The sequence below is a fragment of the Streptomyces sp. TE5632 genome, assembly GCF_054061295.1.
The window spans coordinates 211,017-230,380 of record NZ_JBSSEA010000003.1; the positions used below are offsets into that span (position 1 = coordinate 211,017).

Genomic DNA, 19,364 nt, shown 5'->3' on the forward strand with positions numbered 1-19,364 from the left:
GGCCGGTGAAGGGAGAATGCGTTCCGTGATCGTCGACTGTGCCATCTACCGGGGCGGGCACCGTACGGAGGGGCCCGAGGACTTCTCCGACGCGCTGGAGGACGCGCGGGCGGCGGGGGGTTTCGTCTGGATCGGGCTGCACGAGCCGACGGCGGACGAGTTCGCCCTGGTCTCGCAGGAGTTCGGCCTTCATCCGCTCGCGGTCGAGGACGCCCTCAAGGCACATCAGCGGCCCAAGCTGGAGGTGTACGACGACTCGCTGTTCATGGTCCTCAAGCCGGTCGAGTACGAGCCGGACAACGACACCGTCTCCACCGGCGAGATCATGATCTTCCTGGGCGACTCGTTCGTGGTGACCGTCCGGCACGGCGAGGGCTCCCCGCTGAACACCGTGCGCAGCCGGCTGGAGCACGAACCGGAGCTGCTGGGCAAAGGACCGACGTCGGTGGTGTACGCGATCGCCGACGCCACCGTCGACCACTATCTCGTCGTGGCGACCGAGCTGCAGACCGATCTGGAGGAGCTGGAGGCGGAGGTCTTCTCACCGGAGGGCGCCGGCACCCGGCTCACCGCGTCCCGGATCTACATCTTCAAGCGGCAGATCCTGGAGTTCCGCCGGGCGACCGGGCCGCTGACACCGCCGATGGCGCGGCTGGCGGAGGTGGGCGCGTTCGGTGCGGCGGTGCCCTTCGTGTCCGAGAAGGCGCGCCCCTTCTTCCGTGACGTGCACGATCACCTCACGCGCGTGAACGATTCCGTGGAGGGTCTGGACCGGCTGGTTTCTGACATCCTCTCGGCGCATCTGGCCCAGGTGAGCGTCCGCCAGAACGACGACATGCGGAAGATCTCCGCGTGGGCGGCCATGGCCGCGATCCCCACCATGCTCGCGGGGATCTACGGCATGAACTTCGAGCACATGCCGGAACTGCGGTGGGAGTGGTCCTACCCGGTGGTGATCCTGGTGATGGCCGCGCTGGAGGTGCTCCTGTACCGGTTGTTCAAGCGGCGCGGGTGGATGTAGCGGGGCGGGACGCGGGCCTCCTCCAGGGGTCCCGGGAGTCAGGCGAACTCGGGCGCGGTGCTCGCGGGACCGCCCAGGGCGTTGCGGCGTTCCGGCATCCTCAGGGAGACCATGCGGCGCCAGCCGCCCAGGCGCTCGTAGGCGTACACCGCGTGGATGCCGGCCGCCAGGAGCGCCCCTCTGGCCCGGGACCAGCCGAGGATGTCTCCCATCCGGGCCATCACCGCGAGGCTGACGTCGCGGTGGACGCGGATCTCGGTGAGCGCGCACGCGCGCAGGGTGCGCTGGATGGCGCGGCCGTGGCCGGCGTACGCGAAGCGCAGCAGTTCCTCGTGGCAGTAGGCGAGGTGGTTGTCCTCGTCGCGGGAGATCATCGTGACGGCGCGGCCGAGTTCGGGGTGGTCGGCGAAGTGCTTGCGGAGCAGTTCCATCTGCTCGGAGGCGCGCTGTTCGGTGACCCGGCTGTGCGCGAGGTAGGTGACGATGTCCTGGACGGTGAGCGGTTCGTCGCGCCTGAGCTTGTCGTGCGCCAGGCCGATGCCGCTCCGCTCGAGGAGCATGGTGTAGTCGGTCTCGGGCGGGACGGGGACCGGTCGCACACCGCGCTTCTTCATCAGGGCGTCGAAGATGCGGCCGTGCTTGTCCTCGTCGGCGCCGTGCCTGGTGATCTTGGGGGCGAGTCCGCGCTGGCTCTCGGGAACCAGGGCCGCGATCCGGGCGTTCTCCCAGCCGCCCTGTGACTCGCCGCTGGCGGCGATGGAGCAGAACAGCGCGAAGGAGTCGTCGTCGTCGAGGATCTCCTGGAACAGACTCTTGGCCGACAGCATCTTGGGCCCCTCTCCGCAACGATTCCGCACGTTCCGTGGTCCGGTGCTTCCGTGCTCCGGTGGTTCCGTGGTCCGCGAAGAACGAGTCAATTGCGAGGAGGCGCGCACGGCAACAGGTGTGCCCGACAACTCCGCCAAAAGGCGGACGGGCGCGGGGGCGTAACCGGAGGGGGCCGCCGGGCGTTGTGGTGGGTGACGGCCGTGGCGGGGAAGCCCCCCCGAGCCCCCGCCACGGCCGCGGAAACTTCGCATGCGGCGCCCGGCGCCCCGGGGCAGGGCCTACGCGAGGCCCGCGCGCTCCAGCGCCTCGGTGCCGGCGCGCAGGGAGGCGAGGCGCTCGTCGAGCGTGAAGCCCGCGGGGGCGAGGGTGAGGGTGGTGACCCCCGCTGCCGCATAGGCCTTCATCCGGTCCGCGATGCGGTCCACGGAGCCGAGCAGTGTCGTGGAATCGATCAGGTCGTGCGGCACGGCCGCGGCGGCGCCCTGCTTGTCGCCTGACAGGTACTTGTCCTGGATCTCGGCGGCTTCCCGCTCGTAGCCCATGCGCCCGGCGAGCTGGTTGTAGAAGTTCTGCTTGCGGCTGCCCATGCCCCCGACGTACAGCGCGGTGTAGGGACGGAAGGTGTCGGCGAGGGCGGCGACGTCCTTGTCGTCGCCGACGGCGAGCGGGAGCGTGGGGCAGATGTCGAAGCCGTCGAGGGTCTTGCCGGCCTTCTCTCGGCCCGCCCTGATGTGCTTGACGGCGGTGTCCTCCAGGTGGTCGGCGGAGGGGAAGATCAGCAGCGCGCCGTCGGCGATCTCACCGGTCTGCTCGAGGTTCTTCGGGCCGATCGCGGCGATGTAGAGGGGGATGTGCTCGCGCTGCGGGTGCACGGTGAGCTTGATGGGCTTGCCCGGACCACCGGGCAGGGGCAGGGTCCAGTGCTCACCGTCGTGGGAGAGACGCTCGCGCGTCATGGCCTTGCGGACGATCTCGACGTATTCGCGGGTCCGCGAGAGGGGCTTGTCGAACTTGACGCCGTACCAGCCCTCGGAGACCTGGGGGCCGGACACGCCGAGACCGAGGCGGAACCGGCCGCCGGAGAGGGAGTCGAGGGTGGCGGCGGTCATCGCGGTCATCGCGGGCTGACGGGCCGGGATCTGGAAGATGGCCGAACCCACGTCGATCCGCTCGGTCTGGGCGGCGACCCAGGTGAGCACGGTGGCCGCGTCGGAGCCGTAGGCCTCGGCGGCCCAGCAGACCGCGTATCCCAGGCGGTCGGCCTCCTGCGCCACGGCGAGGTTGTCCGAGTCCATTCCGGCACCCCAGTAGCCGAGGTTGATCCCGAGCTGCATGACCCTCTCCCCTTACCCATCAGTAACGTCGCTTGCGGTGACCCTATACCGCCGACGGCCGGGCCGGGGGGTGGTGCCGCGCCGCAGGAGACCGGGCCCGGGGGAACCTGGGGAAACCCGGGGAAATCAGTTGTCCACAGGCACCCGCACCGCAGGTCCCGGCCAGTAATCTCGGCGTTCATGGAGCAGAGGCATCTCGGCCGTACCGGCCTGCGCGTGTCCCGCATCGGTCTCGGGACCCTGACCTGGGGTCGGGACACCGACGAGCACGACGCCGCGGACCTCTTGAAGACGTTCTGGGAGGCGGGCGGGACCCTCGTCGACACCGCCGACGTGTACGGCGACGGGGAGGCCGAGTACCTGCTCGGGCAGCTCATGGGCGGGCTGGTGCCGCGCCGGGACCTCGTCATCTCGACGAAGGCCGGGAGCGTACCGGACCCGGAGCGCAGATTCGACGGCTCGCGCGGTCATCTGCTCTCCGCCCTGGACGCCTCGCTCGCCCGTCTCGGCACCGATCACGTCGACGTGTGGCACGTCCACGCCTACGACCCCTCCACCCCGCTGGACGAGACGCTCCAGGCCCTCGACATCGCCGTCGCCAGCGGGCGTGCCCGCTATGCCGGGGTGTCCAACTTCTGCGGCTGGCAGCTGGCCAAGGCGGCGACCTGGCAGCTCGCCGCGCCGGGGGTGCGGGCCCGGCTGGCGAGTACCCAGATGGAGTACTCGCTGCTCCAGCGGGGCGTGGAGCGGGAGGTGCTGCCGGCGGCCGTCGACACGGGGATCGGGATCCTGCCGTCCTCGCCGCTCGGGCGGGGCGTACTGACCGGCAAGTACCGGGGCGACGCCTTGCCACCGGACTCGCGGGGTGCCTCCGAGCACATGGCGCCGTTCGTCGCGCCGTATCTCGACGACACGGCGAGCAGGATCGTGGACGCCGTGACCACGGCGGCGGACGGGCTCGCCGTGACCGCGCTCCAGGTCGCCCTCGCGTGGGTGCGGGACCGGCCGGGCGTGGCCGCTCCCATCGTCGGCGCGCGCAACGCGCGGCAGCTCGCGGCGGCACTGTCAGTGGAGGCGCTTAGTCTTCCTGACGAGATCTGCCGGGCGCTCGACGACGTGTCGGCGCCCGTGCATCGCTATCCCGATCACGACTGGAGCACGCTGTGAGCACGGAGCCGTCCGAGACCGCGGAGGACGCCGAGCCGGGGACGCCGGACGAGCCGACTCGGACCGAACGGGCCGGGGCGGAGGCCGACCCGGCCGGGCAGGGCGGAGACGCGGCCGAGCAGGGCGGAGACGCGGCCGAGGGGCGGCAGGTGTCCGAGGCCGAGGCCGAGTTGCTCGCGCAGCGGGCCGAGCGGGAGCGGATCGAGCGGCGGAAGGCGGAGCGGCGGGAGCCGATCGAGGCCGGCGCCAAGCTGAGCGGCCGGGCCGCCGATCTGCTCGCCGCCGTGCGGGCCGTGGAGAGCGGCGAGAAGCCGGTGGCCGCCGTGTTCGAGGAGGCGGCGCCCGCGCCGCGGCGGCCCGCTCCCGAACCGGAGCGACCGGCGCCGCCGGTGACCGTCGAGGCGGCTCCCGCCACCGAAGTGGTCGCGGCCGTACGCGCGGTACTGGCCCAGGGCGGTGCACCCGAGACGCTCGCCGTACAGACCGCCGGAGTGCTGGGCGAGGGGGCCGAGGAGGCCCTGCGCGCCGATCCGTGGCAACTGCTGCGGGTGACCGGTGTACGGCCGGTGCAGGCGGACGGGTTCGCCCGTGCGCTGCTCGGCTCCGCTGCCGGGCCGGACGACGCGCGGCGGGTGCGCGCCGTCACCGGGTGGCTGTTGGAGCAGGCCGCGGCGGCCGGGCACACCGCACTGGAGATGTCCGTGCTGACCGCCGCCCTCGCGCAACAGGGGGTGCCGGATTCCGAGGAGGCCGTGCGGAACTCGGTCTCGGACGGTGACGTCCTCGTCTTCCAGGACCCGATGCCGGAGGCGGGCGCCCCTGCACCGCAGCGGGGCAGTGCCGGAGCCGGGGAGCGCGAGGACGGAGCGGACGAAGCGGACGGAGCGGACGGAGCGGACGAGGAGCGGCCCGTCAGGGTCCTCGTGGGGCTGGAGCGGTACGCGATGGCCGAGGAGAGCCTCGCCGACGGCCTGGCCCGGCTCGTCGGCTCCGCTCCCCGGCAAGAGGCTTCGGGTGCCGGGTGGGAGCGGGCCGCCGCCTCGGCGGGCGGCTCCGGGGGTGAGCTGATCCGCGCGGTCGCCGGCCACGGCCTCGTCCTGCACACCGGCGGGCAGGCGTCCCTCGCCGAGCCGGCGGCCCTGCTGCGGGCGGCGCACGGTCTCGGGCTGCGCGCCTGGGCCGCCGCACACGGTCCGACCGGGCGCGCCCGGTTCGCGGCACTGCTGGAGGCCGCCGCGACCGAGGGTGCCGGGGCGGCCGACGATGCCGGAGCCGAGCGTCCCGGGGTCGCCACCGTCGCCGGGCTGCTGTCCGGTGCCGAGGGGCCGGGGCGGGACGCCGACGGGGCGCTGCGGCTGGATCTGCTCGTCGTGCTGGACGCTCCCCAGCTGGACGTCGAGGCGGCCGCGCTGGTCACGGAGTCGCTGCCGGACGGTGCCCGGCTGGTGCTGGCCGGGGATCCGGGGGTGCTGTGGTCCGTCGGTCCGGGACGGGTGTTCGCCGATCTGCTGGCGGCGCGCGTCTGCCCGCAGATCGCCTCCCGGCGGCCGGATCCGGGGCCGCTGGGCGAACTGGTCTCCGGTGTCGGCGTCGGTGAGCTGAACCAGGTGGCGGCGCCCGGCAAGGAGGTCGTCATCGTGCCGGTGCGGGATGCGGGCGAGGCCGTGCACCGGACCGTGCAGCTCGTGGTGGACTCGGTGCCGCGCGCGATCGGGGTACCGGCCGAGGAGACGCAGGTGATCACCCCGGGTCACGGGGGCGCGGTGGGCACGCGCGCGCTGAACGCCGCGTTGAAGGAGCGGCTCAATCCGGGACCGGGGCGCTTCGGCGGATTCGACCCGGGCGACCGGATCGCCTACTCCCCCGCCCGGGGCCGTACGGTGCCGGGCCGGGTGGTGCAGGCCGACGCCGACGGCCTGCACCTGTCCTGCGCGGGCGAGGCCGTCGTCGTGCCGCAGGAGCGCGTGGAGGAGTCCGTACGGCATGGTTGGGCGCTGACCGCGCACCAGGCCGTGGGGTGCCGGTGGCCCGCGGTGGTCGTGGTGCTGCCGGGCGATGCCGTTCCGGCGTTGAGCCGGCCCTGGGTGTACACCGCGTTCAGCCGGGCGGACCGCCATCTGTCCGTGGTGCACGGTGTGGAGCAGGCGCTGCCGCACGCCGTGGCGGAAGTGGCGGCCAAACCCCGGACGACCCGGCTCCCGGTGCTGCTGGCGCCGCAGATTCCGGCAGCGACCGGCTGACTCCCGCCACCCGCGACGGCGACGGCGGTGACACCGGGGGTGTCACCGCCGTCGCCGTGTGTCCGGGTCCCGAGCCCGGTCAGCGATCCGCGTCCAGGGGCTCCAGATCCTCGTCCTCGTCCGGGATCCGCACCTGCCGGACGACGAGGTCGTCGTCCCTGTCGTCGTCGAGGTCGTCGTCCAGGTCCTCGTCGAAGACCGCGCTGACGTCGAAGCGGCACACGACCCGGGCCGGGTCCACCTGCTCGAACGGGGCCGCCAGCCATTCACCGGGCTCCGCCGGTTCGTCCGATGCCGTCACCCAGAGCGTGGAATCCCCCTCCTCCAGGCCGAACTCCTTGTGCCGGGATGCGATCTCGTCCGGTTCGAACTCTCCGAACAGGACGCCGAGCGCGCCGTGGACGGTGGCCGAGGTGTCCGAGCCCTCCTCGTCGTCCGCCGCATCGATCCGCTGTGCGTGCGCCAGCAGCCGCTGTGGTTCCACGACGGCGTAGTCGCGGCGGATCAGCACGCTCAGCGCGTTCGGCTCCTCCGGTCCGGTGTAGGGCGGCAGGGCGTCCTCCGCACCGGGGATCTCGAAGGGCGTCACCTCGTCGTGGCGGTCGTAGAGCAGTTCGTCGTACGCCTCAGCGGCCACGGCCAGCTCGTTGAACGCCTCGTAGACGGCCGGGTCGTCCTCACCCGACCGGCGCTCGACCGCGGCCAGGTGGCGGTCGAGCGCGGTCTTGACCGCCTCGGCGGCGGCGCGTACCTCGGCAGCGGTGGGCTGCGCAGCATCAGACATAGTGCAGACGCTATCCGTACCGGGGCCCAGCACGCACAATAGATGCGATGCCGGAATACGAATTTGTCGACGTGTACGTACCGCGCGGGGTTTCCCGCAAGGAGGCGGCACGTCTGCTGACGGACCACGCAGAGTACGGTCACTGGGAGTTGGACCGTCTGAGCCTGCTGCGCGACGGCAGCCGCAAGGTGCGGCTGCGGCGGCGGATCATCCGCCAGGTACGCGCGACCTGGTGAGCTCGGGCCACCTGCCGACAGCTACGAGATCAGCACATGGAGCGGGCCCCGCGACTGCGGGGCCCGCTCCATGTGCTCTGCGTCACGCGGCGGCCCGTGCCTTGCGGTAGAGGACCGCTCCGGCGAGCAGCGCGCCCGCGCCGACCGGCAGGACGAGGCCCATAGGCAGCTCACTGCCGGTCCGGGCGAGCTGCGCTTCGGCCTGGGGCGCGGCGATGGACCGGGGGCCCGGCTGGTTGCCCTGCGAGGGGCCGGCCGGGGTCTCGTCGCGCGGAGCGGACGGCGTGCTCGGTTCGTCACCGGGCTCCTGCGGCTCCGCCGGGGTGCCCGGGTCGCCGGGCAGGCCGGGCGTCCCGTGGTCGCCGTCGGCGCAGTCGTTGCCCGTGGCGGCGTTACCGGCGCCGATGACGTCGACGCTGTTGCCGCAGACGTTCACCGGGATGTGGATCGGTGCCTGGATCTGGTTGCCGGAGAGCACGCCGGGCGAGTCGGCGGCGTGTCCGTCGGCGTGCGAACCGCCGTGGCCGCCGGAGTCGCGGTGGCCGCCGGAGTCGCCGTGGTAGACGGACTCGCCGTGGCCGGCCGAGGCGGAGCCGCCCTGGTTGGCGCAGGAGTTACCCACGGACGGGTTGAGGACGCCGACGACGTCGACGGTGTTGCCGCAGACGTTGACCGGCGCGTGCACCGGCGCCTGCACCGTGTTCCCGGAGAGCACGCCGGGCGAACCCACGGCGGCGCCCTGCGCGCCGGAGTCGGCGTGGGCGACCCCGCCCGCGGCGGCGATCACGCCGGTGGCGGCGGCCACGGTCATCAGGCCCTTGCGGGTGACCTGTCGCATAGCTGAAATTCCTGCCTTCGACCTTGTGCCGGGAATTCCGTCCGTCGGGTTCCCGGTGTTCCGACGTTCTGCGAAACCGGTCGGCCCCGGAGCGCATGGCGGACGCCCCGGGACCGACGAGCTCAAACACTGGAAAGTGCTTGCCCTAAGGGGCGAGGCACAACGTCACTGGTTGACGCAGACGTTGCCGACGGCGGGGTTCAGCAGCCCGATCACGGAGACCGTGTTGCCGCAGACGTTCACCGGGACGTGCACCGGGGCCTGAACGACGTTGCCCGAGAGGACACCCGGGGAGTGCACGGCGGCGCCCTGGGCACCGGAATCGGCGGCGGCCATGCCCGCACCCGCGAGAACCAGTCCACCGGTGGCGGCGGCGACAGCGACGACCTTCTTGATCATTATTCCTCCTCGTTGGCAATGCGATCCCAAGTCGCGGATCACATCACGGGTAACGAGGAAGGAGTAATGAGGCTACGAGCTTATCGTCGCATTCACTCTTCCCGGTCAACTCCGCACGTCTGCACGATTGTTGGAATCGCCGGAATACCTCAGGAGGCGTCCAGGAACCGGTCGAGCACCCGCACGCCGAACTTCAGGCCGTCCACCGGCACCCGCTCGTCGACCCCGTGGAACATTCCGGCGAAGTCCAGCTCCGGCGGCAGCTTCAGCGGGGCGAAGCCGAAGCAGCGGATCCCGAGGTCGTCGAAGGACTTGGCGTCGGTGCCGCCGGAGAGCATGTACGGCACCGCCCGCGCGATCGGATCCTCGGCGCCGAGCGCCAGCTGCATGGCGTCGACGAGCCGGCCGTCGAAGTCGGTCTCCAGCGCCTTGTCGGCGTGCACGTCCTCCCGCCTCACGCGCGGGCCGAGGATGCGGTCCAGGTCGGCCAGGAACTCCTCCTCGTGTCCGGGCAGGAAACGGCCGTCGACGTGGGCGGTGGCCTGGCCGGGGATGACGTTGACCTTGTAGCCGGCGCCGAGCATGGTGGGCGCCGCCGAGTTGCGCAGCGTGGTGCCGATCATGCGGGCGATGCCGCCGAGCTTGGGGAGGGTCTCCTCCATGTTCTCCGGATCGAGCTCGGTGCCGAGCGCGTCGGAGAGCTCGTCCAGGAAGGCCCGTACGGTCTTGGTGACCCGTACCGGCCACTTGTGCCGGCCGAGCCGGGCCACCGCCTCGCTGAGTTCGGTGATCGCGTTGTCGTCGTTGGTCATCGAGCCGTGGCCCGCCGTGCCGTCGACGGTGAGCCGCATCCAGTGCATGCCCTTCTCGGCGGTCTCGACGAGGTAGAGGCGCAGCTTCTCGTTGACGGTGAAGGAGAACCCGCCGACCTCGCCGATCGCCTCGGTGACACCCTCGAACAGCTCGGGGTGCTTGTGGACCAGATGCTTGGCGCCGTAGGTGCCGCCGGCCTCCTCGTCGGCGAGGAAGGCGAGGACGATGTCGCGCGGGGGCTTGCGTCCGCTGCGCATGCGGTCGCGGACGACGGCCAGCGTCATCGCGTCCATGTCCTTCATGTCGACGGCGCCGCGCCCCCACACGCAGCCGTCGGCGATCTCGCCGGAGAAGGGGTGGTGGGTCCAGTCCTCGGCATTGGCCGGCACGACGTCGGTGTGGCCGTGGATCAGCAGCGCGGGCCGCGAGGGGTCCTCCCCCTCGATACGGGCCACGGTGGAGGCCCGGCCCTTGTGGGACTCGAAGATCTGCGGTTCCAGGCCCACCTCGGCGAGCTTCTCGGCCACGTACTCGGCCGCCTCGCGCTCGCCGGGGCCCGAGTGGTCGCCGTAGTTGCTGGTGTCGATCCGGATCAGGTCGCGGCAGAGGTCCACGACCTCGTCCTCACCGGTGACGCCCTTGGCCGTGCCGTCCGTCGCGCTCACGTGTTCCTCCCGCTGTCACTGCTGGTGGGTCCCCCTCATCCTCTCCCCTGGACGCGTCCGCCCCAAGACCGGACCCGGCCCGTCACACGGTGTTCACCCCGGGACGGAGCAAGCCGGCAACGAGCCCACCGGGGTGATCGGCCACCCCGGAAAGCCTGGTAATGTTTACGTCGTCGCAGCGGGGAGAACCCGCGCGTCAGACACCTTGTCCGGGTGGCGGAATGGCAGACGCGCTAGCTTGAGGTGCTAGTGCCCTTTATCGGGCGTGGGGGTTCAAGTCCCCCCTCGGACACCAGTGAGAACGAAGAAGGGCCCTTGATCTTCAAGGGCCCTTCTTCGTTGCTCGACCGTCCGGGTCGGCACGTCAGGCACAGGCCGCCCCGCACACCGGGCTTCCGCTTCGACGACGACAGGACAGAATGGCCGACATGACCACGCGTTCCTGCCCCTGTGGGCTGCCCCAGGCGTACGAGGCCTGTTGCGGCCGCTTCCACACCGGTGCCGCTGCCGCACCGACCGCCGAGAAGCTCATGCGGTCGCGGTACTGCGCCTTCGTGCGGCTGGACGCCGGTCATCTGCTGCGGACCTGGCATCCGCGGACGCGGCCGGAGCGGGTGGACCTCGATCCCGGGATGCGGTGGACCGGGCTGGAGATCCTGGACACGGTCGGCGGGTCCGCCTTCCACTCCACCGGGACGGTGACCTTCCGGGCGTCCTACCGGGGCGGTTCACTGCACGAGCGCAGCCGCTTCGAGCGGGTGGACGGGGCGTGGGTGTACGTCGACGGGGACTTTCTGAGCTGACGTCACTCAGGGCGCCAGAATGTCCAGTTCCTCGAGTGCGCCGACCGTGATCTGGCGGGTCAGCTCCTCCGCGCGGGCGGCGTCGCGCTCGCGGACCGCCTCCGCGACCTGGACGTGCAGCGTGACGGCGGCCGGGTCCGGGTCGTCGAACATCACGTCGTGGTGCGTGCGGCCGGCCAGGACCTCGGCGACGACGTCACCGAGGCGGGCGAACATCTCGTTGCCGGACGCGGTGAGGATCACGCGGTGGAAGGCCATGTCGTGGACCAGGTACGCCTCCAGCTTGTGACCGCGTGAGTTGGCGACCATGCCGATGGCGCACTCGGTGAGTTCGGCGCACTGCTCGGCGGTGGCATGGCGGGCGGCGAGCCCCGCCGCGACCGGTTCGACGGCCGAGCGCAGCACCGTGAGGGAACGCAGTTGCCGGGGGCGGTCCGCGCCGGCCAGGCGCCAGCGGATGACCTGGGGGTCGTAGACGTTCCACTCGCAGGTCGGGAGGACCGTCACGCCGACGCGGCGCCGGGACTCGACCAGATGCATGGACTCCAGCACGCGGACCACCTCGCGCATCACGGAGCGCGATACGTCGAAATGCTGGGCGAGTTCGTCGGTGCGCAGGACGCTGCCCGGCGGGTATTCGCCTGCGGTGATCTCGGGGCCGAGGGTGTCCAGTACACGGCCGTGCAGTCCCCGGCCCGTTGCGCTCATGGACACAGAGTACGGGGCAGATCACAGAGACGAAAAGTCAGATGTTTACGTCACATCCTCTTGTATTCGTCTTACCAATGGGTTTCAGTTACCCCGACATCACGTGTCAACGAAGACATAAGACAGTGAGGCAGCGATGAACACCCCCCATGTCGTCGTGGTCATGGGCGTCGCAGGCACCGGCAAGACCACCATCGGTCCCCTGCTCGCGACCCGGTTCGACGTCCCGTACGCCGAGGCCGACGAGTTCCATCCGGAAGCCAACATCGCCAAGATGTCGGCCGGTACCCCGCTCACCGACGAGGACCGACTGCCCTGGCTGGATGCGATCGGTGACTGGGCACGCGGGCGGACCGGCCTCGGCGGGGTCGTCAGCTGCTCGGCACTGAAGCGCTCGTACCGCGACCGGCTGCGGGCCGCCGCGCCCGGCGTGGTCTTCGTGCACCTCACCGGTGACCGCGCGCTCATCGAGGACCGGATGTCGCACCGCGAGGGGCACTTCATGCCCACGGCCCTGCTCGACTCCCAGTTCGCCACCCTCCAGCCGCTGGAGCCGGACGAGGTGGGAATCGCCGTGGACGTGGCGGGCGGCCCGGAGGAGATCACCGAGCGGGCGGTCACCGCCCTTGAGGGCCTCTCCGAGCCGGCTCCGTAGGTCCCGCCCCGGACCCCACATTCCCCCGGGGCGCACCCCGCCGCCCCGGTTTTTTTCTCCAACTCCCCGTACTGACAAGGGATCCACCGTGACCAGACTCAGTGTCGAGATGCTGGCAGCGGACGTACCCGAGCCGATCACCTCGGCCGGCCACGCTCAGCTGGGCATCGCCGTCCTGGCGGGCATCGCCGTCATCGTCCTGCTCATCACCAAGTACAAGTTGCACGCCTTCCTGGCGCTGACCATCGGCTCACTGGCGCTCGGCGCGTTCGCAGGGGCGCCGCTGGACAAGGCCATAGCCAGCTTCAGTGCCGGACTCGGCTCCACCGTCGCCGGTGTCGGCGTGCTCATCGCCCTCGGGGCGATCCTGGGCAAGATGCTCGCCGACTCCGGCGGCGCCGACCAGATCGTCGACACCATCCTCGCCAAGGCGAAGGGCCGCACCATGCCCTGGGCGATGGTGCTGATCGCCTCGGTGATCGGTCTGCCGCTGTTCTTCGAGGTCGGCGTCGTCCTGCTGATCCCGGTCGTGCTGATAGTCGCCAAGCGCGGCAACTTCTCCCTGATGCGCATCGGTATCCCGGCGCTCGCCGGTCTGTCCGTGATGCACGGTCTGGTCCCGCCGCACCCCGGCCCGCTGGTCGCCATCGACGCGCTCAGCGCCAACCTCGGCGTGACGCTGGCGCTCGGTGTGCTCATCGCCATCCCGACGGTGATCATCGCCGGTCCGCTGTTCGCCAAGTACGCCGACCGCTGGGTGGACGCCCAGGTTCCCGACCGGATGATCCCCCAGCGCGCCTCCGAGGACCTGGAGAAGCGCCCCGGCTTCGGTCCGACCCTGTTCACCATCCTGCTGCCGGTCGTGCTGATGCTGGGCAGGGCCCTGGTCGAGATCGTCGTCGACGACCCGGAGAACGGCGTTCAGCGCGTCTTCAACGTCGCCGGCTCCCCGATGATCGCCCTGCTCGCCTCCGTGCTCGTCGGCATCTTCACCCTGGGCATGCCCGCCGGGTTCAGCAAGGAGCGGATCTCGCAGCTGGTCGAGAAGGGGCTCGCCCCGATCGCGGGCATGCTGCTGATCGTCGGTGCGGGCGGCGGCTTCAAGCAGACGCTGATCGACTCCGGCGTGGGCCAGATGATCCTGGAGATCTCCAAGGACTGGTCGATCCCGACGCTGCTGCTGGGCTGGCTGATCGCGGTGGCGATCCGGCTGGCGACCGGTTCGGCGACCGTGGCCACCATCTCGGCGGCCGGCCTCGTCGCGCCGCTCGCGGCCGACCTGTCGACCACGCACGCCGCCCTGCTGGTCCTCGCCATCGGCGCCGGCTCGGTCTTCTTCAGCCACGTCAACGACGCCGGCTTCTGGCTGGTGAAGGAGTACTTCGGCCTGAGCGTCGGCCAGACCATCAAGACGTGGTCGGTCATGGAGACGATCATCTCGGTGGTCGCCGGCGGTCTGGTCCTGCTGCTCTCGCTCGTCATATAGGGGTACGGAAAGATGACGGCTCATTCCCTGTTCGACATCAGTGGCCGCACGGCCCTGGTGACCGGCTCCAGCCGGGGTATCGGACTCGCTCTCGCCCGCGGACTGCTCGAGGCGGGCTGCAGGGTCGTGCTCAACGGGCGGGACGGCGAACGCCTCGCCGAGGTCGCGGCCGAACTGCCGGGCGACGTCCACACGGCCGCGTTCGACGTGACCGACAGCGCCTCGGTGGCCGCGGGGATCGCGGATGTGGAGGAGCGGGTGGGCCCGCTCGACATCCTGGTCAACAACGCGGGCATGCAACTGCGCGCCCCGCTGCTGGAGTTCACCGACGCCGACTGGCACCGCATCCTCGACACCAACCTCACCAGCGCGTTCCTGGTCGGCCGGGAGGCCGCCCGCGGGATGACGGAACGCGGCCACGGGAAGATCATCAACATCTGCTCGCTGCAGAGCGAGGTGGTCCGCCCCGGCATCGCGCCGTACGCGGCCACCAAGGGCGCGCTGAAGATGCTCACCAAGGGCATGTGCGCGGACTGGGGCCCGCACGGGGTTCAGGTCAACGGGCTCGGCCCCGGCTACATCGAGACCGAGCTGACCGAACCGCTGGTGAAGAACGAGGAGTTCAGCGCCTGGGTGCGCAAGCGGACGCCCGCCGGGCGCTGGGGGCGTACCGAGGACCTGGTGGGCGGGGTGCTGTTCCTCGCCTCTCCCGCGGCCGACTTCGTCGGCGGGCAGGTGCTGTACGTCGACGGCGGCATGACGAGCGTGCTGTGAAAGAGGTGGCGGAAATGCTCGGTTGTGTGATTCACGGTCAGGGCGACCTGCGGGTCGAGGAGCAGGCGGTGCCGGCCCCCGGTCCGGGTCAGGCGCTGGTCGCCGTCCGGTACGGCGGGGTGTGCGGTTCCGACCTGCACTACTGGCGGCACGGCGGGGTGGGCGACTTCCGGCTCCGGGAGCCGATGCTGCTCGGGCACGAGGTCGTCGGCACCGTCGTCTCGTACGGTGACGGGGCCTCGGGTCCGGCCGCCGGTACGGCCGTCGCCGTGCACCCGGCGACCCCGTGCGGGGTGTGCCCCGAGTGCGTGGACGGGCGGCGCAACGTGTGCCGGGACACCCGGTACCTGGGCAGCGCGGCGCGCTTCCCGCACGTGCAGGGCGGTTTCGCGGCGCAGATCGTCGTCCCCGCCGAGCAGCTGCGTCCGCTTCCCGCCGGGCTGGAGCTGCGGCGGGCGGCTCTCGCCGAGCCGCTGTCCGTCGCCCTGCACGCGGTGCGGCGGGCCGGGGAGGTGGCCGGCCGGCATGTGCTGGTCACCGGGGCCGGGCCCATCGGCTGCCTGGTCGTGGCGGCGGCGAAGGCCGCCGGGGCGGCGAAGGTGACCGTCACCGATCTGCTGCCGAAGGCGCTGGAGTACGCGCGGGCCGCGGGCGCCGACATCCTCGTACGCGCCGACGACCCGGACGACGCCGGGTGGCCGGCGGAGGTCGACGTGGCGATCGAGGCGTCCGGCGTGGCGGCGGGGCTGGAAGCCTGTCTGCAGCGCGTGCGGCGAAGCGGCGTCGTCGTGCAGCTCGGCATGCTCCCGGCAGGGCAGAGCCCGTTCGCGGGCAACCTGGTGGTGAGCCGGGAGATCGAGCTGCGCGGGGCGTTCCGCTTCGACACCGAGTTCGACGCGGCGCTCGACCTGCTCGCGGCCGAGCCGTCGTTCGACGACCTGGTCAGCGCGGTCGTACCGGTACGGGACGCGGAGTCGGCGTTCACCCTCGCCGCGGACCGGAGCCGGTCCTGCAAGGTGCTGCTGGACTTCGCCTCCTGAGCCCTTCTGGCCACCGCCTTCCCGGCACGGCCCCGGCGGGTCCACTGACCCGCCGGGGCCGACGCGTTCCCTCGGACGTACGTTGCCCGTCCGTCCTACGCGCCGCGCTCGGCCTCCTTGTCCAGTCGGAAGGCCTCGTTGCCGAGCCCGATGCGGGCGTGGACCTCGGGCGCGCGGGCGCGCAGGACCAGGCCCTGGACCAGGCCGGCGACGAGGGCCAGCCCGATGACGCCGGGCAGCAGCCGGCTCAGCGCGGAGCCGGGGCCGGCGCCGACGAGGACGTCGAAGTCCTTGACGGTGTACCCGGCGATCACGACCAGGGCGAGGCCCGCCAGCGCCGAGGTGGCCAGCCGCCAGGCCTGGGCGCCGGCGGCCCCGCGGCGGACGAAGAAGACGACGACGGACAGCGAGGCGATCGCCATCAGCACGATCACTCCGAGGGCGCCGATGTTGCCGAACCAGGTGAACAGGTGCAGGACGGGCGCGGTCGGGTCGCCGGTCGGCTTGTCGTCGGTGAGCGCGAAGGCGAGGACGAGCACCACGGCGATGCCCGTCTGGAGCAGCGAACCGGTGCCGGGGGCGCCGCTGGTGCCGGTGGTGCGGCCGAAGGCGCCGGGCAGCAGGCCCTCGCGGCCCATGGCGAAGGCGTACCGGGCGACGACGTTGTGGAAGCTGAGCAGCGCGGCGAACATGCCGGTCACGAAGAGGACGTGCAGGACGTCCGTGAAGGTGCCGCCGAGCCGGGCCTCGGTCAGGTGGAAGAGCAGTCCCGCGCTCTGTTCCTGCGAGGTGGCGACGACATCGGCGGGGCCGGTGGCCACGGTGAGCGCCCAGCTGCTGATCGCGAAGAAGACGGCGACGCCGGTGACCGCGAGGAACATCACGCGGGGCACCAGGATGTGCGGCCGGCTGGTCTCCTCCGCGTAGACCGGGGCCTGTTCGAAGCCGAGGAAGGCGGCGATGCAGAAGCACAGGGCGGTGCCCACGCCGGCGCCGGTGAGGGTGTCCGGGTTGAAGGCGTGCAGTGACAGCCCTTCCTTGCCGGGGTCGGCGATGGCGGCGACGTCGAAGACGACGACCAGGAGCACCTCGATGACCAGCAGGACGCCGAGCACGCGCGCGTTGACGTCGATCTTCAGCCAGCCCAGCGCGCCGACGGCGACCGCGGCCGCGAGCGCCGGTATCCACCAGGCGACCTCCAGGCCGGCGTAGGTGGCGAAGAGCCCGGAGACCTCGAAGCCGAAGATGCCGTAGATGCCGACCTGGAGCGCGTTGTAGGCGACCAGCGCGACCATGGCGGCGCCCGCGCCGGCGGTGCCGCCGAGGCCGCGGGAGATGTACGCGTAGAAGGCGCCGGCGTTGTGGACGTGCCGGCTCATCTCGGCGTAGCCGAGGCTGAACAGCACCAGCACGGTACCGAGGACCACGAAGAGCAGGGGCTGGCCGACGATTCCCATCACCGCGAATGTGGTGGGCATGACACCGGCGACCACCATGAGGGGGGCGGTCGCGGCGAGCACGGAGAGCAGCAGACCGCCCGTGCCGAGACGGTCGGCGCGCAGGGCGCGCTCCTGCCCCTTGAAGGTGCTGATGCCGTCCGCTGCGGATCTGCTCGGGCTCGAACTGTCCGTGGTCATCGGGAGACCGTCCTTGGGTCGGGAGTGGTTGTCGGGTGTGACTGCGGGGCGTGGCTGCGGGCGTGATGCGGCGAGCCGGTTCGGGTTCCCGGGTCGGCCGGATCGGGCTCGTGCGGGTTCATCCGGTGCCGAGGGCGGCGGCCCGCGCGGCGCGGAAGGCGGTGAGCGGGTCGCGGTCGGGGTACGACCAGGGGGCCGGGGTGGCCTTGTCGCCGATGCGGTGGAACAGGGCGGCGGCCTCGGCTCCCCGGCCCTCGCAGACCTTGGCGTGGGCGAGGAAGTTCAGGTCGATCAGGCGGCGCGGATGGCCTTCGTGCTCCCACTCCAGCCACCAGTCGAAGGCGGCCTTCATCACCTGCCGGGCACGGCGGCCCACCCAGTGGCCGGAGGCGGTCGGATCGGCGCGCTCGTGGCCGGCGGCGGCGAGTGCGCGGTAGCGCTCGGCGTGCGCGATGACCGGCAGCATCGCCAGGGGGGAGTCGGCGGGCGCCTGTTCGGCGGACCAGTTGGCGAAGTCGTAGACCTCGTGCAGCGGGTCCGGGCCCGTCTCCACACGGCGTTCGGCGAGCCAGGCGACCACCAGGTGGTGGGCGTGGTGGTGGTCCGCGTACCGGGTGCGGACCTGTTCGAAGATCCGCACCACGTCGCCCTCGGTGCCCCGGGCGCACTCCAGCAGCAGCAGACCGAGCCACGGGGTGGGGTCGGCGGGTGACGCCGCGGCCGCCTGGCGGCAGGCCTCGCGCGCGTGGGCCGCCTTCTCCTTGCCGCGCAGGGCGCGCCTCACCTGGGCCAGGGCGAGCAGGACCGACGCGTCCCCGGAGTCGGGCTCGGCGAGCAGCCAGTCGCGGACCCAGGCGGCACTGTAGGACTCCCGGGCGAGCACGGTGATCCGGTGGCCGCGGCGGTCCCAGTCGTCCCCCGTACGGACGAGCAGCGAGCGGGCGTTCTGCCACCGGCCTCGCGCCAGCGCGGCCCGCGCGGCGACGAGTTGCTCGTCGTCGAGGGCCTCGTCGAAGGCCTGTGCCGCACGTCTGCGGGCACGGCCGAGGGGAGGCGGGGGTGGAGACACCGCGGACTTCCTCACGCGCTCTTCTTGTGGCTCGGCCCATGTCGGACGGTCGGTCGGTACGGCAGTGGTCGGCTGCCGATAGCCATGGGCTGATCACGGACAGCAAACCGGCAGCCAACAGTTGACGTCAAGGGCACCCGAGTCATTACACGCGTCAACCAGCGTCACGGACAGGTCACTTGGGATTCGGCGGCCGGGCTCACGTCCGTCCGGCGGGACAGAGCCGGCAGCCCCCAAAAGCCGTATCCGCCGCGGACGGCGGGGCCTGCTTGGATGGGGGTCATGAGTGCCGCTGACGGACCCGCGCGTGCCGCCGACGAGATCCTCGACATCGTGGACGAGGACGACCGGGTGACCGGCCGGTCCCCGCGCGGTGAGGCCTACGCCCGGAAACTGCGGCACCGTTGCGCGTTCGTCCTGGCCAGGGACGCCGAGGGCCGGATCTTCGTGCACCGCCGCACTCCGACCAAGCTGGTCTTCCCCTCCCTGTACGACATGTTCGTCGGCGGGGTCGTGGGCGCCGGGGAGAGCTACGACGAGGCGGCCCTGCGCGAGGCCGAGGAGGAACTGGGCGTGTCCGGGCTGCCCCGCCCCGAGTACCTCTTCAAGTTCCTGTACGACGACGGCGCCGGCCGGACCTGGTGGTCCGCGGTGTACGAGGTCCGTTGCGACCCGCCCGTACGGCCCCAGGCCGAGGAGGTGGCCTGGCACGCCTTCCTGACCGAGGCGGAACTGGAGCAGCGTCTGGACAAGGGGAGCGAGTGGACGTGGACACCGGACAGTCTGGCGGCGTACGAACGGCTCAGGGCCACCCGGAAGCCGGAGCGTCCGAGCTAGGTGCTGTCCGGGCTAGGTGCTGTCCGGGCA

19 protein-coding genes and 1 tRNA gene are annotated in these 19,364 nt (G+C 71.7%); 11 read left to right on the forward strand and 9 right to left on the reverse strand.

The genetic code is table 11. The features are described 5' to 3' along the window. Positions 1-25 precede the first annotated feature (25 nt). The gene (corA, locus tag ACVW19_RS06015) at positions 26-1,021 is read left to right on the forward strand and encodes a magnesium/cobalt transporter CorA (RefSeq protein WP_457457277.1); all 996 of its coding nucleotides are present in this window, start codon (positions 26-28) and stop codon (positions 1,019-1,021) included. A gap of 38 nt (positions 1,022-1,059) precedes the next feature. Here corA and ACVW19_RS06020 read toward each other — a convergent pair whose 3' ends face one another. Next, entirely contained in the window at positions 1,060-1,848 is a 789-nt protein-coding gene (locus ACVW19_RS06020; RefSeq protein ID WP_457457279.1) for a ferritin-like domain-containing protein, read from the reverse strand. A gap of 279 nt (positions 1,849-2,127) precedes the next feature. Beyond that, positions 2,128-3,183 carry an LLM class F420-dependent oxidoreductase gene (locus ACVW19_RS06025; RefSeq protein ID WP_457457281.1) on the reverse strand — a complete coding sequence of 352 codons (1,056 nt, stop codon included), beginning with the start codon at positions 3,181-3,183 and terminating at the stop codon, positions 2,128-2,130. 180 nt (positions 3,184-3,363) lie between these two features. On the opposite strand from ACVW19_RS06025, the gene ACVW19_RS06030 reads away from it, so the two are divergent. Beyond that, entirely contained in the window at positions 3,364-4,350 is a 987-nt protein-coding gene (locus tag ACVW19_RS06030) for an aldo/keto reductase (RefSeq protein ID WP_457457283.1), read from the forward strand. Further along, on the forward strand, positions 4,347-6,590 hold the full coding sequence (locus ACVW19_RS06035; RefSeq protein WP_457457284.1) for a helix-hairpin-helix domain-containing protein: 2,244 nt from the start codon (positions 4,347-4,349) through the stop codon (positions 6,588-6,590). The genes ACVW19_RS06030 and ACVW19_RS06035 overlap by 4 nt, the downstream gene beginning before the upstream one ends. A 79-nt stretch (positions 6,591-6,669) precedes the next feature. Here the strand turns inward: ACVW19_RS06035 and ACVW19_RS06040 are convergent, their stop codons facing one another. After that, positions 6,670-7,374, reverse strand: a complete 705-nt coding sequence (locus ACVW19_RS06040; protein WP_457457286.1) for a hypothetical protein — start codon at positions 7,372-7,374, stop codon at positions 6,670-6,672. 47 nt (positions 7,375-7,421) lie between these two features. Here ACVW19_RS06040 and ACVW19_RS06045 point away from each other — a divergent pair, with 47 nt between their 5' ends. Beyond that, entirely contained in the window at positions 7,422-7,610 is a 189-nt protein-coding gene (locus ACVW19_RS06045) for a DUF5703 family protein (RefSeq protein WP_020276814.1), read from the forward strand. An 82-nt stretch (positions 7,611-7,692) separates the two neighbouring features. Here the strand turns inward: ACVW19_RS06045 and ACVW19_RS06050 are convergent, their stop codons facing one another. The 3 genes from ACVW19_RS06050 to ACVW19_RS06060 all read right to left on the reverse strand — a co-directional run bounded on the left by ACVW19_RS06050 (position 7,693) and on the right by ACVW19_RS06060 (position 10,325). Further along, entirely contained in the window at positions 7,693-8,448 is a 756-nt protein-coding gene (locus ACVW19_RS06050) for a chaplin (protein ID WP_457457287.1), read from the reverse strand. A gap of 165 nt (positions 8,449-8,613) precedes the next feature. Then, positions 8,614-8,847, reverse strand: coding sequence for a chaplin ChpH (chpH, locus tag ACVW19_RS06055; protein WP_457457289.1), 234 nt, complete (start codon positions 8,845-8,847; stop codon positions 8,614-8,616). A 149-nt stretch (positions 8,848-8,996) separates the two neighbouring features. Continuing rightward, the gene (locus ACVW19_RS06060) at positions 8,997-10,325 is read right to left on the reverse strand and encodes a M20/M25/M40 family metallo-hydrolase (protein WP_457457291.1); all 1,329 of its coding nucleotides are present in this window, start codon (positions 10,323-10,325) and stop codon (positions 8,997-8,999) included. Positions 10,326-10,532: 207 nt separating this feature from the next. On the opposite strand from ACVW19_RS06060, the gene ACVW19_RS06065 reads away from it, so the two are divergent. Both ACVW19_RS06065 and ACVW19_RS06070 read left to right on the forward strand, forming a co-directional pair. Further along, positions 10,533-10,620 (forward strand) — tRNA-Leu (locus ACVW19_RS06065). Between the two features lie 133 nt (positions 10,621-10,753). After that, the gene (locus tag ACVW19_RS06070) at positions 10,754-11,128 is read left to right on the forward strand and encodes a YchJ family protein (RefSeq protein WP_457457293.1); all 375 of its coding nucleotides are present in this window, start codon (positions 10,754-10,756) and stop codon (positions 11,126-11,128) included. Between the two features lie 6 nt (positions 11,129-11,134). Here the strand turns inward: ACVW19_RS06070 and ACVW19_RS06075 are convergent, their stop codons facing one another. Then, entirely contained in the window at positions 11,135-11,836 is a 702-nt protein-coding gene (locus tag ACVW19_RS06075) for a FadR/GntR family transcriptional regulator (protein ID WP_457457294.1), read from the reverse strand. A 136-nt stretch (positions 11,837-11,972) separates the two neighbouring features. On the opposite strand from ACVW19_RS06075, the gene ACVW19_RS06080 reads away from it, so the two are divergent. The 4 genes from ACVW19_RS06080 to ACVW19_RS06095 all read left to right on the forward strand — a co-directional run bounded on the left by ACVW19_RS06080 (position 11,973) and on the right by ACVW19_RS06095 (position 15,791). Continuing rightward, complete coding sequence (locus ACVW19_RS06080; RefSeq protein WP_457457295.1) at positions 11,973-12,491, forward strand: gluconokinase; 519 nt, start codon at positions 11,973-11,975, stop codon at positions 12,489-12,491. Positions 12,492-12,579: 88 nt separating this feature from the next. Further along, complete coding sequence (locus tag ACVW19_RS06085; RefSeq protein WP_457457297.1) at positions 12,580-13,977, forward strand: GntT/GntP/DsdX family permease; 1,398 nt, start codon at positions 12,580-12,582, stop codon at positions 13,975-13,977. A gap of 12 nt (positions 13,978-13,989) precedes the next feature. Then, positions 13,990-14,751 carry an SDR family oxidoreductase gene (locus tag ACVW19_RS06090; RefSeq protein ID WP_457457299.1) on the forward strand — a complete coding sequence of 254 codons (762 nt, stop codon included), beginning with the start codon at positions 13,990-13,992 and terminating at the stop codon, positions 14,749-14,751. A 14-nt stretch (positions 14,752-14,765) separates the two neighbouring features. Next, positions 14,766-15,791 carry an L-idonate 5-dehydrogenase gene (locus ACVW19_RS06095; RefSeq protein WP_457457300.1) on the forward strand — a complete coding sequence of 342 codons (1,026 nt, stop codon included), beginning with the start codon at positions 14,766-14,768 and terminating at the stop codon, positions 15,789-15,791. Positions 15,792-15,886: 95 nt separating this feature from the next. On the opposite strand, the gene ACVW19_RS06100 is transcribed toward ACVW19_RS06095, so the two are convergent. After that, on the reverse strand, positions 15,887-17,428 hold the full coding sequence (locus tag ACVW19_RS06100) for an APC family permease (protein WP_457457302.1): 1,542 nt from the start codon (positions 17,426-17,428) through the stop codon (positions 15,887-15,889). Between the two features lie 118 nt (positions 17,429-17,546). Then, entirely contained in the window at positions 17,547-18,497 is a 951-nt protein-coding gene (locus ACVW19_RS06105; RefSeq protein WP_457457304.1) for a hypothetical protein, read from the reverse strand. Between the two features lie 282 nt (positions 18,498-18,779). On the opposite strand from ACVW19_RS06105, the gene ACVW19_RS06110 reads away from it, so the two are divergent. Next, entirely contained in the window at positions 18,780-19,334 is a 555-nt protein-coding gene (locus ACVW19_RS06110) for an NUDIX hydrolase (RefSeq protein WP_457457306.1), read from the forward strand. Positions 19,335-19,364 lie beyond the last annotated feature (30 nt).

Coding starts and splice junctions, on each gene's coding strand:
- ACVW19_RS06020 (WP_457457279.1), bottom strand. CDS start 1,848: ATGCTGTCGGCCAAGAGTCTGTTCCAGGAGATCCTCGACGACGACGAC.
- ACVW19_RS06025 (WP_457457281.1), bottom strand. CDS start 3,183: ATGCAGCTCGGGATCAACCTCGGCTACTGGGGTGCCGGAATGGACTCG.
- ACVW19_RS06030 (WP_457457283.1), top strand. CDS start 3,364: ATGGAGCAGAGGCATCTCGGCCGTACCGGCCTGCGCGTGTCCCGCATC.
- ACVW19_RS06040 (WP_457457286.1), bottom strand. CDS start 7,374: ATGTCTGATGCTGCGCAGCCCACCGCTGCCGAGGTACGCGCCGCCGCC.
- ACVW19_RS06045 (WP_020276814.1), top strand. CDS start 7,422: ATGCCGGAATACGAATTTGTCGACGTGTACGTACCGCGCGGGGTTTCC.
- ACVW19_RS06050 (WP_457457287.1), bottom strand. CDS start 8,448: ATGCGACAGGTCACCCGCAAGGGCCTGATGACCGTGGCCGCCGCCACC.
- chpH (WP_457457289.1), bottom strand. CDS start 8,847: ATGATCAAGAAGGTCGTCGCTGTCGCCGCCGCCACCGGTGGACTGGTT.
- ACVW19_RS06070 (WP_457457293.1), top strand. CDS start 10,754: ATGACCACGCGTTCCTGCCCCTGTGGGCTGCCCCAGGCGTACGAGGCC.
- ACVW19_RS06075 (WP_457457294.1), bottom strand. CDS start 11,836: ATGAGCGCAACGGGCCGGGGACTGCACGGCCGTGTACTGGACACCCTC.
- ACVW19_RS06080 (WP_457457295.1), top strand. CDS start 11,973: ATGAACACCCCCCATGTCGTCGTGGTCATGGGCGTCGCAGGCACCGGC.
- ACVW19_RS06090 (WP_457457299.1), top strand. CDS start 13,990: ATGACGGCTCATTCCCTGTTCGACATCAGTGGCCGCACGGCCCTGGTG.
- ACVW19_RS06095 (WP_457457300.1), top strand. CDS start 14,766: ATGCTCGGTTGTGTGATTCACGGTCAGGGCGACCTGCGGGTCGAGGAG.
- ACVW19_RS06100 (WP_457457302.1), bottom strand. CDS start 17,428: ATGACCACGGACAGTTCGAGCCCGAGCAGATCCGCAGCGGACGGCATC.
- ACVW19_RS06110 (WP_457457306.1), top strand. CDS start 18,780: ATGAGTGCCGCTGACGGACCCGCGCGTGCCGCCGACGAGATCCTCGAC.